This is a genomic window from Shewanella sp. DNRA4, assembly GCF_012843185.1.
Lineage (GTDB): Bacteria > Pseudomonadota > Gammaproteobacteria > Enterobacterales > Shewanellaceae > Shewanella > Shewanella xiamenensis.
This window is the reverse complement of sequence record NZ_JABAIP010000002.1, coordinates 221,683-241,337: the sequence shown is the minus strand read 5'-3', so window position 1 is coordinate 241,337 and position 19,655 is coordinate 221,683. Positions and strand designations below refer to the sequence as shown.

General features: G+C 46.7%; 17 protein-coding genes, 1 pseudogene and 1 other annotated feature. Of the genes and pseudogenes, 12 read left to right on the top strand and 6 right to left on the bottom strand.

All coding sequences use genetic code 11. The features are described 5' to 3' along the window. The first annotated feature begins 90 nt into the window (after positions 1–90). The 5 genes from HG547_RS03035 (at position 91) to HG547_RS03015 (ending at position 5,894) form a co-directional block, all read left to right on the top strand. Positions 91–1,653, top strand: coding sequence for a PAS domain-containing methyl-accepting chemotaxis protein (locus tag HG547_RS03035; RefSeq protein WP_169546971.1), 1,563 nt, complete (start codon positions 91–93; stop codon positions 1,651–1,653). A gap of 310 nt (positions 1,654–1,963) precedes the next feature. After that, entirely contained in the window at positions 1,964–3,265 is a 1,302-nt protein-coding gene (locus HG547_RS03030) for a DEAD/DEAH box helicase (RefSeq protein WP_169546970.1), read from the top strand. A 346-nt stretch (positions 3,266–3,611) separates the two neighbouring features. Further along, positions 3,612–4,256, top strand: a complete 645-nt coding sequence (locus tag HG547_RS03025; protein WP_169546969.1) for a peroxiredoxin-like family protein — start codon at positions 3,612–3,614, stop codon at positions 4,254–4,256. A gap of 134 nt (positions 4,257–4,390) precedes the next feature. Continuing rightward, entirely contained in the window at positions 4,391–5,026 is a 636-nt protein-coding gene (locus tag HG547_RS03020; protein WP_037425436.1) for a DUF2913 family protein, read from the top strand. A gap of 118 nt (positions 5,027–5,144) precedes the next feature. Beyond that, positions 5,145–5,894 (top strand): transporter substrate-binding domain-containing protein, encoded by a 750-nt coding sequence (locus HG547_RS03015; RefSeq protein ID WP_037415702.1) that lies wholly within the window; start codon positions 5,145–5,147, stop codon positions 5,892–5,894. A 109-nt stretch (positions 5,895–6,003) separates the two neighbouring features. Here HG547_RS03015 and HG547_RS03010 read toward each other — a convergent pair whose 3' ends face one another. The 4 genes and pseudogenes from HG547_RS03010 to HG547_RS02995 form a co-directional block, all read right to left on the bottom strand. Continuing rightward, the gene (locus tag HG547_RS03010; RefSeq protein WP_037416089.1) at positions 6,004–6,312 is read right to left on the bottom strand and encodes a ribbon-helix-helix domain-containing protein; all 309 of its coding nucleotides are present in this window, start codon (positions 6,310–6,312) and stop codon (positions 6,004–6,006) included. Positions 6,313–6,439: 127 nt separating this feature from the next. Beyond that, positions 6,440–7,000, bottom strand: a complete 561-nt coding sequence (locus HG547_RS03005; RefSeq protein WP_037415686.1) for a DJ-1/PfpI family protein — start codon at positions 6,998–7,000, stop codon at positions 6,440–6,442. 160 nt (positions 7,001–7,160) lie between these two features. Further along, positions 7,161–8,939 (bottom strand): annotated as a pseudogene (locus HG547_RS03000) (flotillin domain-containing protein). 33 nt (positions 8,940–8,972) lie between these two features. Then, complete coding sequence (locus tag HG547_RS02995) at positions 8,973–9,608, bottom strand: YqiJ family protein (protein ID WP_037425429.1); 636 nt, start codon at positions 9,606–9,608, stop codon at positions 8,973–8,975. A gap of 280 nt (positions 9,609–9,888) precedes the next feature. Between HG547_RS02995 and HG547_RS02990 the strand changes: the two genes are divergently transcribed. The 5 genes from HG547_RS02990 (at position 9,889) to HG547_RS02970 (ending at position 13,242) form a co-directional block, all read left to right on the top strand. Next, the gene (locus HG547_RS02990; protein WP_169546968.1) at positions 9,889–11,394 is read left to right on the top strand and encodes a carboxypeptidase M32; all 1,506 of its coding nucleotides are present in this window, start codon (positions 9,889–9,891) and stop codon (positions 11,392–11,394) included. A 158-nt stretch (positions 11,395–11,552) separates the two neighbouring features. Next, positions 11,553–12,047, top strand: coding sequence for a GNAT family N-acetyltransferase (locus HG547_RS02985; RefSeq protein WP_088585887.1), 495 nt, complete (start codon positions 11,553–11,555; stop codon positions 12,045–12,047). Further along, positions 12,047–12,397 (top strand): DMT family protein, encoded by a 351-nt coding sequence (locus HG547_RS02980; protein WP_037415674.1) that lies wholly within the window; start codon positions 12,047–12,049, stop codon positions 12,395–12,397. Before HG547_RS02985 ends, HG547_RS02980 begins: the two co-directional genes overlap by 1 nt. Positions 12,398–12,435: 38 nt before the next feature. Further along, on the top strand, positions 12,436–12,693 hold the full coding sequence (locus HG547_RS02975; protein ID WP_011071581.1) for a DUF2960 domain-containing protein: 258 nt from the start codon (positions 12,436–12,438) through the stop codon (positions 12,691–12,693). Between the two features lie 39 nt (positions 12,694–12,732). Further along, the gene (locus tag HG547_RS02970; RefSeq protein WP_069454493.1) at positions 12,733–13,242 is read left to right on the top strand and encodes an RDD family protein; all 510 of its coding nucleotides are present in this window, start codon (positions 12,733–12,735) and stop codon (positions 13,240–13,242) included. 91 nt (positions 13,243–13,333) lie between these two features. Here the strand turns inward: HG547_RS02970 and lptG are convergent, their stop codons facing one another. After that, positions 13,334–14,392 carry an LPS export ABC transporter permease LptG gene (gene lptG / locus HG547_RS02965; protein WP_037425424.1) on the bottom strand — a complete coding sequence of 353 codons (1,059 nt, stop codon included), beginning with the start codon at positions 14,390–14,392 and terminating at the stop codon, positions 13,334–13,336. Continuing rightward, positions 14,389–15,501: an LPS export ABC transporter permease LptF gene (lptF, locus tag HG547_RS02960; protein ID WP_037415652.1), complete on the bottom strand. Its 1,113-nt coding sequence runs from the start codon at positions 15,499–15,501 to the stop codon at positions 14,389–14,391. Before lptF ends, lptG begins: the two co-directional genes overlap by 4 nt. A gap of 255 nt (positions 15,502–15,756) precedes the next feature. Here lptF and pepA point away from each other — a divergent pair, with 255 nt between their 5' ends. Then, positions 15,757–17,265 carry a leucyl aminopeptidase gene (gene pepA / locus HG547_RS02955; protein ID WP_047538030.1) on the top strand — a complete coding sequence of 503 codons (1,509 nt, stop codon included), beginning with the start codon at positions 15,757–15,759 and terminating at the stop codon, positions 17,263–17,265. Positions 17,266–17,478: 213 nt separating this feature from the next. Continuing rightward, positions 17,479–17,597 (top strand) — a sequence feature (Phe leader region). Between the two features lie 37 nt (positions 17,598–17,634). Then, positions 17,635–19,635, top strand: coding sequence for a chorismate mutase (locus HG547_RS02950; protein ID WP_169546967.1), 2,001 nt, complete (start codon positions 17,635–17,637; stop codon positions 19,633–19,635). Positions 19,636–19,655: the final 20 nt, after the last annotated feature.

Genomic DNA, 19,655 nt, shown 5'->3' with positions numbered 1-19,655 from the left:
CATAATTAGCCGGCACCAATGAGAGTCGGCGCAAGCTTTACCATTACATTTACCCTAATTCATAGTATCGGCCCTGCATGGACACACTAAATGAGCCAGAGTAACCCTATCCGCAGTAAAATTACCCACAGCAATGCACAGGAAATCCGCCTAACACCTCAAGACGAATTAATTTCCACAACCAATACTCGCGGGATTATTACCTATGTTAACCAACGCTTTGCAGAAGTCTCAGGTTACAGTGCTGACGAATTAATTGGACATCCCCACAACAAAGTACGCCACCCCGATATGCCCAGTGCCGCCTTTAAAGAGATGTGGGAAAAGCTAAAATCGGGCCAATCTTGGCGTGGTATAGTTAAAAATCGCTGTAAAAATGGCGATTTTTATTGGGTCGATGCCTTTGTGTCTCCTATCTTTGAGAATGGCACTATCGTTGGTTACCAGTCGGTGCGTCTGCAGCCACAGACGGCCTATGTATCTAAAGCCACAGCGATTTACCGCCGGTTATTACACAACAAACCTATCCCCAAGCCACTGAGTTTGATGCAAAAACGTGCTGTATCAGCCGTTGTCGCCTCGACAGGATTATTGATTGCGGGTTACTTTTGGGGTTGGGGAGTGATTATTGCAGGCGCGATTTTAATGGGCCTTAACTTAGCCATCTTCTACGATGAGGCCTTTCGTATTCCGGCCAAGTTGATTGATATGCAAACAAAATACGACTCGATTAGTCGCTACATCTACTCGGGAGCTGACACCTCATCGATTCTCGATTTTCAATTAATCTTATTACAAGCCAAGATGAATGGCGTACTCGGCCGCACTCAAGATCAAGCCAATCAATTGCATGCGATAGCCGATCAACTGGTTGTCACCACAGAACAAACCTATGCCAGCCTAGATCAAGAGAAAAACCAGCTCGAACAACTGGCAAGTGCAATGGAAGAAATGAGTTCGACCATTACCGAAGTCGCTCAAAACACCCAACGAACCTCCACCAGCATTAATACCGCCTATGAGCTCTGCCTAAAGAGCAGCGCGAATATGAAGGCCAATACCCAAAAGGTCGAACTGCTGGCTAAATCCGTCGCCGATGCCGCGAATAATGCTCATCAGCTTAATAAAGAAGCTGAACGGGTTGCCAGTGCCATGGGTGAGATTGATTCGATTGCCGAGCAAACTAACCTGCTCGCCCTCAATGCCGCCATTGAAGCTGCTAGGGCGGGTGAGCAAGGACGCGGCTTTGCGGTAGTGGCCGATGAAGTGCGCGCCCTGTCGAGCCGCACTCAATTATCAACCAACAGTATTTCCCAGAGTGTCGAGAAAATGTTCAGCATGTTAAATGCATGGGCAAAGGAAATGGAGCAAAGCCGCCAACATGCTGAGCTGTGCGCTAATGACATTCAAAGCTCTGCCGAAAACGTTAACACTATTTACCAAGAAGTCAGCGAGATCCACACCTTTGCTCAGCAAAATGCGGTGGCCGCCGATCAGCAGCGCCAAGTGGTGCATGAAATCACCAACAATATTCATTTCATCACCCAAAGTAGCAGTGAAAACCTCGCGGCAACGCATCAGATTGGCGATGCCGCCAATCACTTAAAACACAGTGCTGAAAAAGCACTTGGCCTACGCCGAGCCTTTGGCTAATCCCACGGCCGTGCCATTGCCTACAAACAATGGCGCGGTATCCTCTATCCACACCACGCCTTAAGTTAATCCGCTGATTATCAGCAAAACAGCAGCAATATCGTTATAAACCGCCAAAGGGTTAAAAAGTACAGGTTTTAACCGAAAATTTTGCTATACTCCGCGCCCGCCATTTTTCTGACCGCTAAGCGTTAGAAAGGCACAAACAAGTGCGTTAACGTTCGCCTGTGGCAGAATACTTTGCGGTAAAAGTGTCTGTAATAGGGTGAGGCGCTTAAATGATTGAATGAGTGAATGACAGGAATCCAAAATGAGATTTGAATCTTTTAGTTTTTGCCCCGAGATTTTACGCGCTATCTCAGATTGCGGTTATCAAAAAATGACACCTATTCAGCAGCAAGCGATCCCCGCCATCCGCCGCGGCCAAGATGTGCTCGCCAGCGCGCAAACTGGCACGGGTAAAACCGCCGCCTTCGCTCTGCCGATACTGCAGAAAATGGTTGAAAACCCAAGTGAAACCTTAAAATCTAATACCCGGGTACTCATCCTTACTCCAACACGCGAACTGGCCGCCCAAGTAGCGGAAAACGTTGAAGCCTACAGCAAGTATTTAAATTTCAGCGTATTAACGATTTACGGCGGCGTAAAAGTTGAGACTCAAGCCCAAAAGTTAAAACGCGGCGCCGATATTATTGTCGCGACCCCAGGCCGTTTACTCGAGCACCTCACCGCCTGTAACTTAAGTCTGTCTAGCGTTGACTTTTTAGTGCTCGATGAAGCCGATCGCATGCTGGATATGGGCTTTAGTGCCGACATCCAAAAAATCCTCCAAGCGGTCAATAAGAAGCGTCAAAACCTACTGTTTTCGGCCACCTTCTCCAGCGCAGTGAAAAAACTGGCCAACGAGATGATGGTCAAACCCCAAGTGATCAGCGCCGATAAACAAAACACCACCGCCGATACTGTAAGCCAAGTGGTATATCCGGTAGAGCAGCGTCGTAAACGCGAGCTGTTATCTGAGTTGATTGGTAAAAAGAACTGGCAACAAGTGTTAGTCTTTACCGCGACCCGCGATGCGGCGGATACTCTGGTTAAAGAATTAAACTTAGACGGTATTCCCTCTGAAGTGGTACACGGTGAAAAGGCCCAAGGTAGCCGTCGCCGTGCGCTGCGTGAATTTGTGTCCGGTAAAGTACGTGTGCTAGTGGCAACCGAAGTGGCCGCCCGCGGTTTAGATATTCCCAGCCTTGAGTATGTGGTCAACTTCGACTTACCTTTCCTTGCCGAAGACTATGTTCACCGTATCGGCCGTACTGGCCGAGCAGGTAAATCAGGGGTTGCGGTTTCATTTGTGAGCCGTGAAGAAGAGCGCACCCTCGCGGATATTGAAAAGCTAATCGGCCAAAAAATTCGCCGCATTACCGTACCAGGATATGAGGTCGGTAGCCGTGAGTTGTTGTTAAAACAGCTGCAAACCCGTCGCAGTTTTGCCAAAAAACAACAGCGACTCGACAACGTCAGCGAGCAGATCATCGCCGAAAAAAGCATGCAGGGCCGCCGCGTGAAAATGAAAGTTGGTCAAGCCCCAAGCAAAGGCAAAAAACTCAAATAATTCAAATAATGTTGTGTTGATAAATATCTTAACGCGCTAATTTAACACACGAATAATAATGTTAAAGCGTCCTTAAACGGACGCTTTTTTATTACCATTTAAAACCTATCTGACTCAGAGTGATTTTCGGGCATCTTGTTCTTATTGCAATATCCGAGTGATAGCACTGATTAACAAACCCAATAAATAACGACAAATACTGCAATAAATTTCGCATCTCGCCGTTCTTATTTCTACGTTTACTACCCATGCTCAGTCCACCCAAGCACACAGGCTAACAACGGTTTACCGTTAACAGCAGAATATTTAATTGAAACAAAAACTAATGACAAGGAGATATGCTCTAATGCAGTCCACACTACAGCGCTTTTTACTGACCATCAGCCTACTGCTCGGCAGTTTTAGCACGCTCGCTCAACCTATCGCCAAAGATGAATATTCGGTTAGCCCACTACTCAATGGCGAGCAAATCCCCGCAATCACTTTGCAAGACATGAATGGCCAAAATGTTGATTTAGCCAAATTAACGGCACAAAAACTAACGATTTTCTTCTTTTACCGTGGCGGCTGGTGCCCGTTTTGCAACAACCAAATGGGACAATTAAAAGCGATCGAGCCAAAACTCATTGAAATGGGTTTTCAATTAGTGGGTATATCACCCGATACGCCAGCACTGTTAAAAGCCTCTGCGGCGAAAAATGAGCTGAAATACTTATTACTTTCAGATGAAAAAATGCTTGCATCGCAAGCCTTTGGGCTTGCCTTTTATACCAGCAAGCAAGTTACTGAGACTTACCTGAGCCGCTTAAAACTGGATAATCCACTTTGGACAACGCCCGAAGGCGATAAAAGATTAGTCCTGCCAGTACCGGCAATTTATATTGCTGATACTCAAGGATTAATCCATTTCCAATATGTGAATCCCAACTACAAGGTGAGACCTGCGCCTAAGTTGATTCTGACGGCGGCTAGCCTCGTCGGTGCGCCATAATAATCCATATCCCACCCAAGCAGCCGCTAAGAATCGTTATCGATTTAGCGACTGCTTTGCTAAACTAGCTCCGCCGCAATAAATATCGCCCCAATTTAATCAGATCAATCCCTTTAGCCCGCGGCGGAGCCACAATGAATTCTCAAACCTATAATCAAGCCATACTCGAACTCGCACTGGCGGGGCTTACCGATTTAACCACTTCAGCTCAAGCCAAAAAAGCCCAACGCACACCCGCACAGGAAAGCCATTTTTTATGCAACTGGATGGTTGAGGCCCTGAAGGAAAAACGCTTTTCAAAATTGGTTGCCGAGGATCTGACCACGTGGATCCGTATGGCTCGCAGCCAAGGTGCTGGCGCCGAACTTAAGCGGTTATTGGAAAGAATTGTTCATCAATATCAGAGCGTTGAAAACTCGCACGTGGAGTTAGGTACGGCGTTAAACGCTATGATTGCCGAGTTGACTGAGCGCGAGTGGTTAGTGTTTACCGATACAGAAATTAATACGAAACTGAAGCTAGACGGCGATGGCCAATCGAGCTTAGTCATTGATGTAAAAGAATTTACCCAGCATATTCAAGATAATCAGCTCATCAAACCCATCAACTTATATGTCCGTGCCGATGAGCAACAGTTGACTCAAATCGCCCTCTCCCATGGTTTGTTGATAAGCCAGGGCAATAAGAAAACGAGTCTTATCAAACACCATAAGACCTATCGAATTTATCCTCACAATCAGCAACCTGCATTGTGCCAACTGTTGGCTTAACGGCTGAAAACTGCTTGAATAGGTAAACTGCGCCACAGATAACCATTTTTTCACAACGAAAGAATACAATGTAGCGTAGTAACCACTAAGCTCGATCAACCAAGGAGTGAAGGACTCGATGGGTAAAGGAAGTATTCTCTATCGTTGCCTCGTTAAAGGCGTTTTATTACTGATTTTGTTTGCCCCTCAGTCCTATGCAGAACAACTCAAGTACAACATTACTGGCTCATATTCTTGGTATCCGTATTTTATTGCCAATCAACCCGATGCTCCGGGAATAATTTCTGAATTAATTCCGCAGATTTTATCCTTAGCGAATATTGAGGGAGAAAATCTGTCCTTGCCGCCCAAACGGACGAACAACGCCCTTGAAACGGGTCAATTAGATTTTGATGTGGTTAGCCCCAGTTGGTTTGAAAACCAAGATTTTGGTCCCTTATTCGTGAAATCCGATCCCATCATGCCTATCACTGAGTACGTAGTGACCAGACCCGAAAATGTTGAATCCTTTAAAGAAATCACTGGAATTAAAGGCAAGCAAATCGGTACCGTCAGGGGATATTTGTACCATGACGACAAGGAGTTTATCCGTGTCGATTTTACCTCTGAACAAGAGTTGATTAAGGCATTAGATAAACACCGCATCACGGCCATTATCTCGGGTAACTATCCCGCCTTATATTGGTCAAACAAGCTTAAGATCCCCGTTGGATTAGCCGCGGTGCATTCTGATGGCGTACTGGTGCTAAGGCTACGGAAAGAGCATGCTGCTCTACTACCTGCGCTCAATCACGCAATAGCGCAGCTAAAAGCCAATGGAAAAGTAGAGCAGATTATCAACAAATATACCCAAGCCTTCGCAAGCTAAATCGATAAAAGCTCATGTTTCCAAGTACTCACAAGAAAATGGCTCTGCAATAACGCGGCAAGTATGCAGCAACTTTAGTCTTTTCAAATCGCAAAGATGCAATGGATATTCAAGAGGATTTCGCGTTTAGTGCAACCTTAGGTTTTAACACCAAACGCTGCCCCTGATTAAGATGGGTTGTGCAGGCGACCCGCAATAAAGAAGCAAAGTTAGCCACTTCTCCGTGGCGAGTTAACACCTCTCGGTAAATACGGGTTAAAAATACCGCGACACTCAGCTCGGCATCTTCGGCAATCTCTTCAATAATCTGCCAAAAAATCGCTTCTAGCCGAACGCTCGTCACCACACCATCGATGCGAATGGAGCGGGTTTTGAGTTCAAACAGTTCGGGTTCGGCACCGGAATAGATTTCACACACAATATTACTCCCCAAGCAGCTATTGCGCTTTGCTCCAGCCATTGCGCCTTGCTTAAGTCCCCAGCGAATACTCAACTTAAGCCTCTACCCGAACTGTTATGCCATAAATTACACAGGATGAATATCGTTAATTCAATAACTTGTTAAACTGCGCCAACCATGCAGGATGCGCAGGCCATGCGGGCGCGGTAACTAATTTGCCATCGGTAATTGCCGCAGTGACTTCAATATCACAATATTCAGCGCCAGCTTGTTTCACCTCGGGCGCGCAAGCGGGATAGGCTGACACTTTTTTACCGCGAACCACATTGGCCGCCGTGAGTAACTGCGCGCCATGGCAAATAGCCGCAATCGGTTTATCTTGGGCGGCAAATTCTGCCACGAGGGCAATCACCGCAGGGTTTAGGCGTAAATACTCTGGCGCCCTACCACCTGGAAGCAACAGCGCATCAAAATCACTCGCGTTCGAACCAGCAAAATTGCCATTTAAGGCAAATAAGTGTCCTGGTTTTTCGGTATAGGTTTGGTCGCCTTCAAAGTCATGAATTGCCGTTTTAATGGTTTGCCCCGCCACTTTATCGGGACAAACAACCGTGACACTGTGACCCACCATTTGCAGGGCTTGGAACGGTACCATTAACTCGTAATCTTCAACAAAATCACCGGCGATAATCAAAATATTGGCCATGAGAAACTCCTTTTATTCGATAAGGGAAAACGCAACAGCGGATTTCACTCTACTCCGACCATTAAATTTAGGGTAATAGTGGAATACTACAAATCGATACAGCCGTTTCAGGCATAAAAAAGCGCCCGTAGGCGCTTTAGTCTTTGGTGATTGACCACTCTTAATTATTTATCTTTGGTTCAATCATGGCCTGTTGCTGACTATAACCATTCAGCCCAGTGTTGGCCGATTTCACCACATTTAAGGCCTCGGTCGTCAGTGCATTATTGCCATTGAGCAGATCGTTCAAAGTGCCAGAATCCGCTTGGACTAAGCCTAATTCACGTAGCATGGCATCGACAACTGGCGCATTGGCGCGATAGTTTAAGGCTGCGCTAGTCACTTGTTCAGCGATACCACCTTGGTTGATGGCGGAACTATCACCACCCGTAGCAAATTGATGACCAGCACCATAACCTTGAAGAATTTTAATACCTTCGATGTTTTCCAATGGTTTAACCGCTTGAGCAACAATTTCTGGCAAGGCTTTTAAGATCGCAAGGGATTTTTGCAGCGCAATCTGCTCATCACGCAGCACGTTTTCGGCTTCGTACAGAGCTTGTTTACCAGCCGCTTCAACGGCATAGACTTTTTCATCCGCCTCGGCTTGCAGTTTTTTCGCATCGGCACTGGCACGCGCTTCAATCAAAATCGCACTCGATCTGTCTTCCGCGGCACGTTTCTCGGCTTCAGCTTGCACTGTCACACCAACAGCATCGCGCTCCGCTTCCTTACGGGCATCAATCACTTCAATTTCTTTGCGACGATTGGCTTCCGCCACTTGGCGCGCTGTGATAACCGCTTCCTCTTTCTCCACTTTCAGCTTTTCCGCTTCTGCTGCGCGGGCACGGGCGGCCGACTCTTCTTCCGATTTAGCGGCTACCGCGATGTGTTTTTCCTGCTCGGCGACTTCGATATCACGTTGCTGTTGAATACGCGCCTGTTCGATAGATTTACGTTTTTCAATCTCGCGGGTTTCAATATCTTTGGTCTTTTCAATTTCCGCGGTTTCGATAGCACGTTCTTTGGCAATTTCGGCTTCACGTTCTTCACGCGCCTTGTTTTCTTTTTGCTTAATAATTTCAGCTTTTTGCTCTGCGCGCTAAAATTCAAGTGACTGTTGCTGGATAAGACGTGCTTCTTCTTCCGACTTTTCAATCTCCAGCGATTCTTTTTCAGCCTCTAAGTTACGCTGCTCAATCTTAATGCGGTTTTCCTGCTGAATATCGTTGGTTTCTTTACGCTTTTCTTCAATGATTTTAGCTAGACGCGCGCGACCTTCTGCGTCGAATGCGTTGTTTTCATTGAAAAACTGCAAGTCGGTTTGGTCAAATCCCGTCAAGGAAACGGATTCAAGTTCTAAACCGTTTTTCTCTAAATCGTTCGCAACGTTGTTCTGCACCCGTTGTACAAAATCGGCTCGCTGCTCATGCATCTCAGTCATGGTCATTTCAGCCGCAACGGCACGCAACACGTCAACAAACTTAGATTCCATCAGCTTTTTCAGCTCTTCCACCCGCGTAGTACGGGTACCTAAGGTTTGTGCCGCCATCGAAATGCCATCAGCATTGGGTGCCACCCGCAAATAAAAGTCTGCTTTAACATCAACCCGCATACGATCTTTGGTGATCAGTGCATCTTTTTGAGTTTTCTCCACTTCAATACGCAGGGTATTCATGTTCACTGCAATGGTTTCATGCAGCACGGGCAAGACGATTGCGCCGCCGTCTTTAATGATTTTTTCACCACCAAAACCAGTACGCACAAAAGCCATTTCCTTCGTTGCCCGTTTGTATAACTTGGCGAAAATCAGACCAATCACAATCAGGCCAATCAATACCATTGCGGCAACCAACAACACAAAATTGCTCGAACTGGTGACTTCGTTTAACACATCCATTTGCTTTCCTTATTCGTTAATAGCTTTGGAAAATTAATTATCAAAGCGAGTCGCAGACCAGACTCTTCCCTCTCTTTTAAGCAGCACCACTTGAGTACCACTAGCAAACTCGATACCTGAAGTTTCAGGCTCGACTAATACATAATGTTTTTGTTGATGTTTATCGCGAACAACCGCTTCCGATGGCATGCCTTTAATGGCGCAGCCTAAGGTGATAGTGCCGACATAACCGCTTAAGTCATCAAGGGAGATGGCGGTAGATTCATTTTTGGGGAGCAAATCGGCCAGTACTCGGCCAAGATAACGACAAGACAATGCACTGCCAACTACGGCGATAGGTAAGGTAAATAGTTGCGGCAGCAAGGTAGCCGAGACCATTAAGCTAATGTAATTAACGAGATAGCCTGCAATGGCAAAACTGGTTAGTGCCAGCACAAACCAGATAAGTAGCGGCAAACGATTGAGACAAAGCCAGCCAGCAATCCCTGTGAGTCCGCTACCACCAATATCAGCATCATACTCAACATCAGCAGGCACCCACTGGTCTAAGGCGCTCATCATACTTAATCCTATGACGAGTGATAAGGCTTCAAAAACACCAAGGACAAGCACACAGGCGAAGGCAATAGTGTAAGGTAGGTTAGGCTGTTCAACTAAAAACGCCCACATAGTCATCTCCTTGAACGATACAGCAGTCCATTTACTTCACTGTAATTATCAACTTACGAGTGACAGCATAGCAAGGCAAGCTTAGTTTCCAAACAAAAATTTATCCTAAAGTAGATTTGAATAACTCCCCATTACGCCATAATGGCGTGAGCCGTTATGGTCAATAATGTTCACGTCCTCCCTTTAGGGGTCTAGTGTGCTTTTGACTGCATGATATTATCATGTTGTTATTGTTATTTTTCGTGCTAATAGATAACGACCGCACCTTAAGATTGAGTCTATGGATACCGCTATGAACACCAAACAACCTACGCCAAGTTACGATAAACTTACGGCGCATTTCCAGAAAATTTCACATTTTGAACATTTTAGTGCGCTAGGTGATTGGGATCAGGCAGCAATGATGCCCTTGGGCGGCGGCAGTGAGCGTGGCGATGCGATGGCAGAGCTGGCATTACATATCCATAGCCTTAAAACGGCGCCAGAGCTTGGTGATAACCTAGCACAAGCCTCACAAGAGGCGCTGAGTCCAGAGCAACAGGCCAATCTGAGGGAAATGCAATATCAGTATCAACAGGCGACCTTAGTGCCCGGCGAGCTGGTACAGGCCAAAACAAAAATGGCCTACCAGTGTGAAAATGCCTGGCGTGAGCAACGTAAAAACAATGATTGGCAAGGTTTTAAACCGAATCTAAAAGCGGTGATTTCCCTCGCGAGGGAAGAAGCCTTAATTCGCGCACAGGCCCTTAACATCTCTCCCTACGATGCCCTGCTCGATAAATTTGAGCCCGGCATGAGCACGGCAAAGCTCGAACAAACCTTTGGCGAGTTAAAAACTTGGTTACCCTCTCTTATTCAAGATGTGCTGGCAAAACAAGCCAGTGAACCCAAGCTTACCCTTAATGGCCCCTTCGAAATCAAGGCCCAGCAAGCCCTTGGCCAAGCCGTGATGGCCTATTTAGGGTTTGATTTTAACCATGGCAGGCTCGATATCAGCAGCCACCCATTTTGTGGTGGAGTGCCCAGCGATGTGCGCATCACGACGCGTTATAATGAAGCCGATTTTAGCAGCGCTATCATGGGCATAGTGCATGAAACTGGTCACGCCCGTTATGAACAGGGCTTACCGAAACCATGGCGTGGTCAGCCCGCAGGACTGGCTCGTTCCATGGGCGTCCATGAGAGCCAAAGCTTATTTTGTGAAATGCAGCTCGGTGCCAATCCCGCGTTTTTACGGCAATTGCAGCCACTGATTAAACAGCACTTCGGCTGCGATTTCAGCGCCCAAGACTTGGCAAGACACTACACCCGCGTCAATCCAGGGCTTATCCGCGTCGATGCCGATGAAGTCACCTATCCTTGCCATATTTTATTACGCTTTGAAGCCGAAAAAGCCTTTATCGACGGTAGCTTGAGTGTGGATGACCTACCCGACTTTTGGTCAAGCCAGATGCAACAACTGCTCGGGATCAATACCGATGGTAACTATCGCGATGGGTGTATGCAGGATATCCATTGGGCAGTCGGTGAACTTGGCTATTTCCCTAGCTATACCCTAGGCGCCATGTATGCTGCTCAGTGCCGTTTTGCAATGGAGCGAAGTTTAGGCCCTATTGAAAACCTTATCGATAACGGTCAGTTATCCCAAGTATTTGACTGGCTTGGCAAGCATATTTGGTCCAAAGGCTCATTACTGACAACGGATGAACTCATCATTCAAGCCACGGGCGAGCCGTTAAACAGTCAATATCTGGCTAAGCATTTAACTCAACGCTATTTGGGCTAAATGCAATAGCGCTAGGTCATAAAGCGTTGGCAATAACACTCTAGCGCTTAGTTGGCGCAATCGCATCACTATCGGAGTTTCAAAGCTTTTGCTGCGATTTGGGTATATAATCCCGGACTTATTTATTCAAACTGCTTTTGGACGGAAAAAGGTCGACCATGTTACTGCGTGCAATCACCCCACAGGATTGGGATGCTATTTTACAGATCCAGGAGGAATGTTATTCTCAACTGGATCCTGAACCCCTGCATGTATTGCAAAGCAAGTGGCACGTATCACCTCAATCCTGTTTTGTATTTGAGGTAAATGACACAGTGGTGGGCTATTGTCTTGCTCATCCTTGGACCACCAATATGCCTCCCGCACTTTATGAGCCAATCACCCATTTACCTAAGGCCGATACTTTGTATCTGCACGATATTGCGATATCGGCAAAGGCTCAAGGTTTAGGCGCGGGGTCTAAAGCCTTAATGCGTCTAAAGCAGCTTGCCGATCGCTTTAACTTGAGCTCCCTCTCCTTAGTGGCAGTGCAAGGCGCTGATAGCTATTGGCGCAAAATGGGCTTTAAACCTAAAGCCATAGAGAAATGCCTTAGTAGCTACACTGATGATGCCATGTACATGATTTATAAACTTAATCATCGAGAAGAATGATGAATCCAACCCTGACGACTATCGGTTTACTCTGTCTTAGCAATATTTTTATGACCTTTGCTTGGTACGGACATTTAAAGTCCTTAGGCTCAAAGCCTTGGATTATCGCTGCCTTGGTCAGTTGGGGCATCGCCCTGTTTGAATACCTACTGCAAGTGCCGGCTAACCGTATCGGCTACACAGTGATGAATGTCGGACAATTAAAAATCCTACAGGAAGTCATTACCTTAAGCTTGTTTGTGCCCTTCGCCTACTTCTACATGAAGGAACCACTGAAACTCGATTATCTCTGGGCGGGTCTGTGCATCCTCGGTGCGGTGTATTTTATTTTTAGAAGCGAATTTAATTAATTTCAGAACCATTTCAGGACTTATTTCAGGAGATATCCATGGCGCGTCAAGTGACTTACACCTTCAAAGGTGAGACGAAAACCATTGCCTTTAGTTATGCTAAACACCACGATTTATACGAGGCCGTAGCGGAGGCCGAAGGTATAGACTTAACCAAGTTTCTGGCGATGGAGCAACAAATTGCCATGACCTCACGCAAAGGCGCCAAGGCTGAAAAAGATTATCGCAAAGTCGAATTTGCTCGCTTTGGGTTTAGCAATATCCACTTTGTACGTGATGAAGAACCCGAAGCCTAAACCTTATCGTCATTTATCCATTTAGAATTAGGATCGCCGATGTTAAATGCTGAACATGCCAACTTTCCCCGCGCCGGATTCTTTCGCCGCCTAGGGGCAATGATCTATGACCTACTGCTAGCGGTAGCCGTATATATGTTTTCGGGCGCTATTGGCTTTGGTATTTTTTTTGGACTCACAGCCTCTGGCCTCGTTAGCATGAATGGCTTTGAGCATGTGTCCGACGCCCTCAATGGCACACCGATTTACCATGGGATTTATCAACTTTGGTTAGCGCTCTGTGTAGGCACTTTCTATGCGCTATTTTGGAGTAAGGGCGGCCAAACCCTAGGGATGCGCGCCTGGCGCCTTAAGATCCAGCACCCAAACGGCCAAAATCTAAGCCTTATCACCGCTTACGCTCGCATTGTGTGGTCATTACTTGGTATTGGTAATCTGTGGGTGCTGATCAACGACGATAAACTCGCACTGCAGGATATGATGACCCGTTCTGAAGTAGTTGTGTTATCCAAAGAAGCTAACCAAATGCGTAATTGGCATGGCGCTTAAATTTAGCAGTTAAATCTCACTGTTAGTCGCTTATAAAATTGTCCCAATAAAAAACGACGCCATGGCGTCGTTTTTTTATTACCCGCGTTTATCACCGCCGGATAAAGTAAAAGGCAATACCCGTAAATAGTAGACTTGGCGCCATCGCCCCGACATACGCAGGTAGTTCATAAACAATACTCATGGGGCCAAATATCTCATTACTGATATAAAAACTAAATCCAGCAACCACACCGAGTAACACCCGCGCCCCCATAGTCACTGTCCGCAACGGTCCAAATACAAAGGATAACGCCACCAGCATCATCACCCCTACGGTAACAGGCTGCATCACCTTGCGCCAAAGGGCTAATTCGTAACGACTTGGGTCTTGGCTATTGCTATTAAGATACTCTAAGTATCCCATTAAGCCGCGTATCGATAAAGCCTCAGGCTTAACAGATACCACACTGAGCTTGTCAGGCGTTAAACTTGAGCGCCAAATATCTTCATCTAAATGCTCAAGTTTCACTTCGTCATAGCTTAAATCGGTACGCTTAACATCCGAGAGATGCCAGCTGTCTTTACTGAACAATGCACTTTTAGCATGCACGACATTGGTGAGCTTTAACTCACTGTTAAACTTATATAAAGTGATATTATTGAGCTTATCGATATCCGCAACTTCACCAATATTCACGAACAAATCACCATCCTTTGCCCAAATACCTCGGTGAGATTTAATCAAACTGCCACCGGAGAGCTTGATGGCCTGAAGTTCATTAGCCTTTTGCTCCGCAATTGGGGCGCCCCACTCACCCAATGCCATTACCATCAGCATCAGCGGCACGGCAGTTTTCATCGCTGAAAGGGTTATCTGCAAACGCGACATGCCCGATGCTTGCATGACGACAAGCTCCGAATTAGAGGCTAACATCCCCATACCGATCAAGGCACCTAACAGCACGGCCATCGGAAAAAACATTTCAATATCGCGGGGCACAAGGAATAGCACATAAATCCCCGCGTCCATCATAGTGTAAGTGCCGCGGCCCACTAAGCGCAGTTGGTCTACCCACTTAATAATGCCCGACAAACCTGTCAGCACCAGTAAACATAACGCCGAGGTGCTTAATAAAACTCGGGCGATATAAAGGTCTAAAATCTTCATGCAGCCACCTTTTTACGCGCCATTGCCGCTGATAAACGGGCAAATAGGGGCCTGTCTTTACCGAGCAGTAAAATCCCCATTATCAGTGCCGACAAATGGATCCACCACATGCCTAAATACTGAGGAATAACGCCATCTTGCAGCGCTTTACGACCCGCAACCATCAGACCAAAATAACCTAGGTACAAGAGAACAGCGGGGAGCATTTTGGCGAACTTGCCTTGTCGCACATTGACCCGAGCCAAAGGTACTGCAATTAAGGTCATAATAGGAATCGCCAACGGAATTGCTAGACGCCAATGAAACTCAGCAACGGCTTCAGAACCTTCTACTTTCATCAAGTCTGCCAGCGGTAAAGCTGAAAGTTTACGGCGACGTTCATCAACCTGTTGTTCTTTGATTTGCATCTTATAGCCACCAAATTCAATCATTTGGTAGTCTTTTTGTTGTGGGCTGCCCTGATAACGCACCCCATCATTGAGTTGTAACTGCTGTGAGCCATTTTGATCTTCATTAACGCGCCCCCCCTTGGCAACAACGACGTTAGTCAAGCCAATTTCGTCATTTGGATCGGGGAGTTGGGCCACAAATACTTTTTCAAGCTCATTATCCTTGCCAATGCGTTCGACAAACAGTACCGCACGGCCATTGGGGCTGGCCTGAAAACGCCCTTGCACGAGCGCGGCAAGGCCTGCTTCAGATTGTGCTTTCTCCAGCACTTGGTTTTGTTGCTCCTCCGCCCAAGGCGCAACATAAAGGGATAAATACCCAGTAAACAACATGTTAATAACGGCGAGAATCAAAGTAACTCGGGTAACATACCATTCACTCACACCAACACCGTGCAGAATGACCATTTCATTCTCGGCATACATGCGACCATGGGCCATTAATATCCCAAGGAATAAGCTTAAAGGTAAAACCAGAACAACCAGATAGGGTAAATTAAGGCCTATCAAGGTGGCAATGAGAGAAGCGGGAAATTCACCGTCTGAGGCGTCGGCTAATATGCGCACGAAATGCTGGCTAATAAAAATAGTTAACAGTACAAAAAGTACCGCAATTTGCGCCTTTAAAACTTCTCGAATAAGGTATCTAAATACAATCACAGGTAGGATCCGGTCTCTAAACTTATCTTTTTGCTGGTAACAGACTAACTTTCATGTAAACTGTTTACTTTTGGTAGTTTTCTGACCAACTTCAGGGGTTCCTGGCTTACATTAAATGTCACGGCTTTTTCACAAAAACGTGACTCAAGTGCCGAGAATAAATCACCTTTGGAGTAATAACTTAGGCCCTTTTCGGGACAAGCAGACATTATCCAATAAATATAAAAATTTGTCTTTAAGAATCTAGGAGTGCTCATGGAGTTTAGCGTAAAGAGCGGTAGCCCCGAAAAACAACGCTCAGCCTGCATCGTTGTCGGTGTTTATGAACCCCGCCGTCTATCCGGTATCGCCGAGCAATTAGACAAGATTAGCGAAGGTTATATCAGTAATCTACTGCGTCGCGGCGATTTAGAAGGTAAGCCTGGGCAGATGTTATTACTGCACCACGTTCCTAATGTATTGAGTGAACGAGTGCTGTTAGTCGGTTGCGGCAAAGAACGAGAACTAGACGAGCGCCAGTACAAGCAGATCATCACTAAAACCATCAACACCTTAAATGAAACCGGTTCAATGGAAGCGGTATGCTTCTTAACCGAGTTACACGTTAAAGGTCGCGATACCTATTGGAAAGTTCGCCAAGCGGTCGAAACCACCAATAGCAGTTTATACAGCTTTGATGCGCTCAAAACCCGTAAAGGTGAGACCCGTCGTCCGCTGCGTAAATTAGTATTTAATGTGCCAACACGTCGCGAATTAACCTTAGGTGAACGCGCGATTGAGCACGGCATGGCCGTTTCTGCTGGTATGCATTTATGCCGCGATGTGGCTAACATGCCGCCAAATATCTGTAATCCAGCCTATTTAGCCTCTCAAGCTCGCCAATTGGCCGAAGTCCACGAAAATCTACATGTATCAACTGTAGGTGAAGAGCAAATGGCGAAACTCGGCATGAACTCTTACCTTGCCGTAGGTCGCGCCAGCGCCAATGAATCCATTATGACAGTGATGGAATACAAAGGTGCCGTCGACAGCACGGAAAAACCTATCGTATTGATTGGTAAAGGCTTGACTTTCGATTCAGGCGGTATTTCATTAAAACCGGGCGAAGCCATGGATGAAATGAAATACGACATGGGTGGCGCAGCAGGTGTTATCGGCACCATGAAAGCCATTTGTGAAATGAAGCTGCCTATCAACGTCGTCGGTATTCTCGCTGGTTGTGAAAACATGCCATCGGGCAACGCTTACCGCCCAGGTGACATTTTAACCACCATGTCAGGGCAAACTGTTGAAGTTCTGAACACCGACGCCGAAGGCCGTCTGGTATTGTGTGACGTGTTAACCTATGTTGAACGTTTCGATCCTGAATTAGTGATTGACACAGCTACGCTCACTGGCGCCTGCGTGATTGCCTTAGGTAAACATGCATCGGGTCTGTTCTCATCACATAATCCACTTGCGCACGAGCTACTCAATGCAGGTGAGCAGAGTGGTGACCGCGCATGGCGTATGCCACTGTGGGATGAGTACCAAGATATGCTCGATAGCCCATTTGCCGATATGACCAACTTAGGTGGTCGTCCAGCGGGCGCGATTACTGCGGCTTGTTTCCTCTCGCGTTTCGCGAAAAAGTACAACTGGGCTCACCTAGATGTCGCAGGTACGGCGTGGAACAGCGGTGCCAATAAAGGTTCAACCGGCCGCCCAGTACCGATTTTGACTCAGTTCCTGATCAACCGTGCTGGCGTCGAATTAGGCGAATAATCCCTAACAAGACCAAAAGGCGAAGAAACATTTCTTCGCCTTTTTTATGCCGCAAAGAAAGCGAAATGCCACTGAGACTAATGCGATTAACTATCTGTTCATTCAATTTGATTGCGTGAGAAGAGTTAACAACAACCTCGATGTGAAAGAATACTGCTATTGAATATTTTTTGATTGACAGCCACGCCCTCGCCCTTTAGTTTTAGTCCCTATGAAAACAAATACCTTAGCGTTTTTTACTTTCTTTTTTACACCCCCACTCTAGGAGGCGGATTTACTGTGTAAAAACGAAAGTAAAAATCCAAAGCCTCCCACTGGGAGGCTTTTTCGTCTTAAACGCTTGAGAATCCGGCGGCAAATGAGGTCAGAATGCAAAAACCACAGCCTTTAAATCACACTCGAGAGCAAATAACCCAGCTCGACAATGAGCTTCTCTCGTTACTCGCCGAACGTCGCCGCTTAAGTCTTGAAGTGGCCCGCAGTAAAGAAGTGGATGTGAGACCCATTCGTGACACCCAAAGGGAAAAAGAACTGCTGGCAAGATTAGTGACGGCAGGGCGAGAAAAAGGCTTAGACGCGCATTATGTTATCTCGCTGTATCAAAGCATTATCGAAGACTCGGTACTGAATCAACAGGCTTATCTTCACGGCCGCGCTAACCCTGAAACGCAAAAACAACAATACTGTATCGCCTACCTTGGCGCCCGCGGCTCCTACTCTTACCTTGCCGCGTCTCGCTATTGCCAACGTCGTCAGGTTGAGATGCTCGACTTAGGCTGCCAAAGTTTCGATGAGATAGTCCAAGCCGTTGAGTCAGGTCACGCCGACTATGGCTTTTTGCCGATAGAAAACACTTCGTCCGGCTCAATCAACGAAGTGTATGACGTACTGCAACATACCAGTCTTTCCATCGTGGGCGAAACCACCATTGAAGTAAGCCATTGCCTATTGGGCAAACCGGGCAGCAAACTGAGCGATATCAAAACTGTTTATGCTCACCCACAGCCCATCAGTCAGTGCAGCCGCTATCTTAGCCAGCACAAAGGCTTAAGACTGGAATATTGCTCAAGTAGCGCCGAAGCCATGGAGAAGGTCAACCAGTCTACCGACAATAGCGCCGCTGCGATTGGTAGCACAGAAGGTGGCGCGCTGTACCAACTCGAGTCAATTGAGTCTGGACTTGCCAATCAAAAGATTAACCAAAGCCGCTTTATTGTTGTAGCACGAAAAGCCGTAGCCGTACCGGAGCAATTGCCCGCAAAAACCACCCTGATTATGGCCACAGGCCAAAAGGCGGGTGCGTTGGTTGAAGCCCTATTGGTGCTCAAGGCGCATCAACTGAATATGAGCAAACTCGAATCTCGCCCTATTCCTGGCACACCGTGGGAAGAAATGTTCTATCTGGATATCGATGCCAATATTTCCAGCGAAGCCATGCAGCAAGGGCTCAAACAGCTCGAGAGGATCACGCGGTTTATCAAAGTATTGGGGTGTTACCCCTGCGAAACCGTAAAACCGACACAACTCAGCAATAGCCAATTGTTGATTGAACCTAATACCTCTAAAGCCGAAGTATTCAGTGAAGTAAGCACTAAGTCATCTCCCTATCGTTACACTAAGGCTTATAAGGCGCAGGCGAGTGAAATTCACTGCGGCCCCTTTACCATTGGCGCAGGCCATCTTGGTACTATTGCCAAGATAACTCTGAGCAAAAGCCTGCTGTTAGAGTCGTCACCAGCCGTCTTATCCGCCTTTGAGCGCAGAGTGAAACAGCTAAAAGAAGCGGGTTTCCAAGCGGTGATTTTAGACGGATGCCACTCGCTCGCCTCAGCAGAAGCCATCATCCCTAAGCTGCGCCAAACCCTGCATCAGTATGATTTGCTTTGTGTTATTGCCATCGAACAGGCGACGAATATGCCGTTGGCGACAGGCCATGCTGATATGTTGTTCTTAACGGGCAAACAAATGTTTAATCAGGCCTTGCTGACTCAGGCAGGCACCTTGCCAATCCCGCTATTCCTCGAACGTAACGATATGGCAAGCTATGAGGAGTTTATGGCGGCAACGGAGACGATTTTAAGCCAAGGTAACCAACAGCTTATCCTATGTGACTCGGGCATTCGTACCTATAACAATGCCAACTTACCCACTTTGGATTTAGCAAGCCTCATCCAAATCAAGGCCAACAGTCATCTCCCTATAGTGATTAATCCTTGTTATGCCATCAGTGAAGATGCGCTGCTACTGCAAACCCAAGGGATTAAACAGCTCAAAGCCGATGGTCTTGTGCTGAATTGCTCCCTCGAAGAAGATAAAGCACATGACGCATTGGCGCTGATGGCCGAGGTCGTTAGGGAGTTATATCGCTAATTTGAGCGTATAAGGATACA

Bases quoted from the DNA above. Each gene is read 5' to 3' on its own strand.
- HG547_RS03030 (WP_169546970.1), top strand. From the start codon at position 1,964: ATGAGATTTGAATCTTTTAGTTTTTGCCCCGAGATTTTACGCGCTATC.
- HG547_RS02975 (WP_011071581.1), top strand. From the start codon at position 12,436: ATGGCGCGTCAAGTGACTTACACCTTCAAAGGTGAGACGAAAACCATT.
- HG547_RS03035 (WP_169546971.1), top strand. From the start codon at position 91: ATGAGCCAGAGTAACCCTATCCGCAGTAAAATTACCCACAGCAATGCA.
- lptG (WP_037425424.1), bottom strand. From the start codon at position 14,392: ATGAAGATTTTAGACCTTTATATCGCCCGAGTTTTATTAAGCACCTCG.
- HG547_RS02980 (WP_037415674.1), top strand. From the start codon at position 12,047: ATGAATCCAACCCTGACGACTATCGGTTTACTCTGTCTTAGCAATATT.
- HG547_RS02985 (WP_088585887.1), top strand. From the start codon at position 11,553: ATGTTACTGCGTGCAATCACCCCACAGGATTGGGATGCTATTTTACAG.
- HG547_RS02990 (WP_169546968.1), top strand. From the start codon at position 9,889: ATGGATACCGCTATGAACACCAAACAACCTACGCCAAGTTACGATAAA.
- HG547_RS02970 (WP_069454493.1), top strand. From the start codon at position 12,733: ATGTTAAATGCTGAACATGCCAACTTTCCCCGCGCCGGATTCTTTCGC.
- HG547_RS03025 (WP_169546969.1), top strand. From the start codon at position 3,612: ATGCAGTCCACACTACAGCGCTTTTTACTGACCATCAGCCTACTGCTC.
- HG547_RS02995 (WP_037425429.1), bottom strand. From the start codon at position 9,608: ATGTGGGCGTTTTTAGTTGAACAGCCTAACCTACCTTACACTATTGCC.
- HG547_RS03005 (WP_037415686.1), bottom strand. From the start codon at position 7,000: ATGGCCAATATTTTGATTATCGCCGGTGATTTTGTTGAAGATTACGAG.
- HG547_RS02950 (WP_169546967.1), top strand. From the start codon at position 17,635: ATGCAAAAACCACAGCCTTTAAATCACACTCGAGAGCAAATAACCCAG.
- pepA (WP_047538030.1), top strand. From the start codon at position 15,757: ATGGAGTTTAGCGTAAAGAGCGGTAGCCCCGAAAAACAACGCTCAGCC.
- HG547_RS03020 (WP_037425436.1), top strand. From the start codon at position 4,391: ATGAATTCTCAAACCTATAATCAAGCCATACTCGAACTCGCACTGGCG.
- HG547_RS03015 (WP_037415702.1), top strand. From the start codon at position 5,145: ATGGGTAAAGGAAGTATTCTCTATCGTTGCCTCGTTAAAGGCGTTTTA.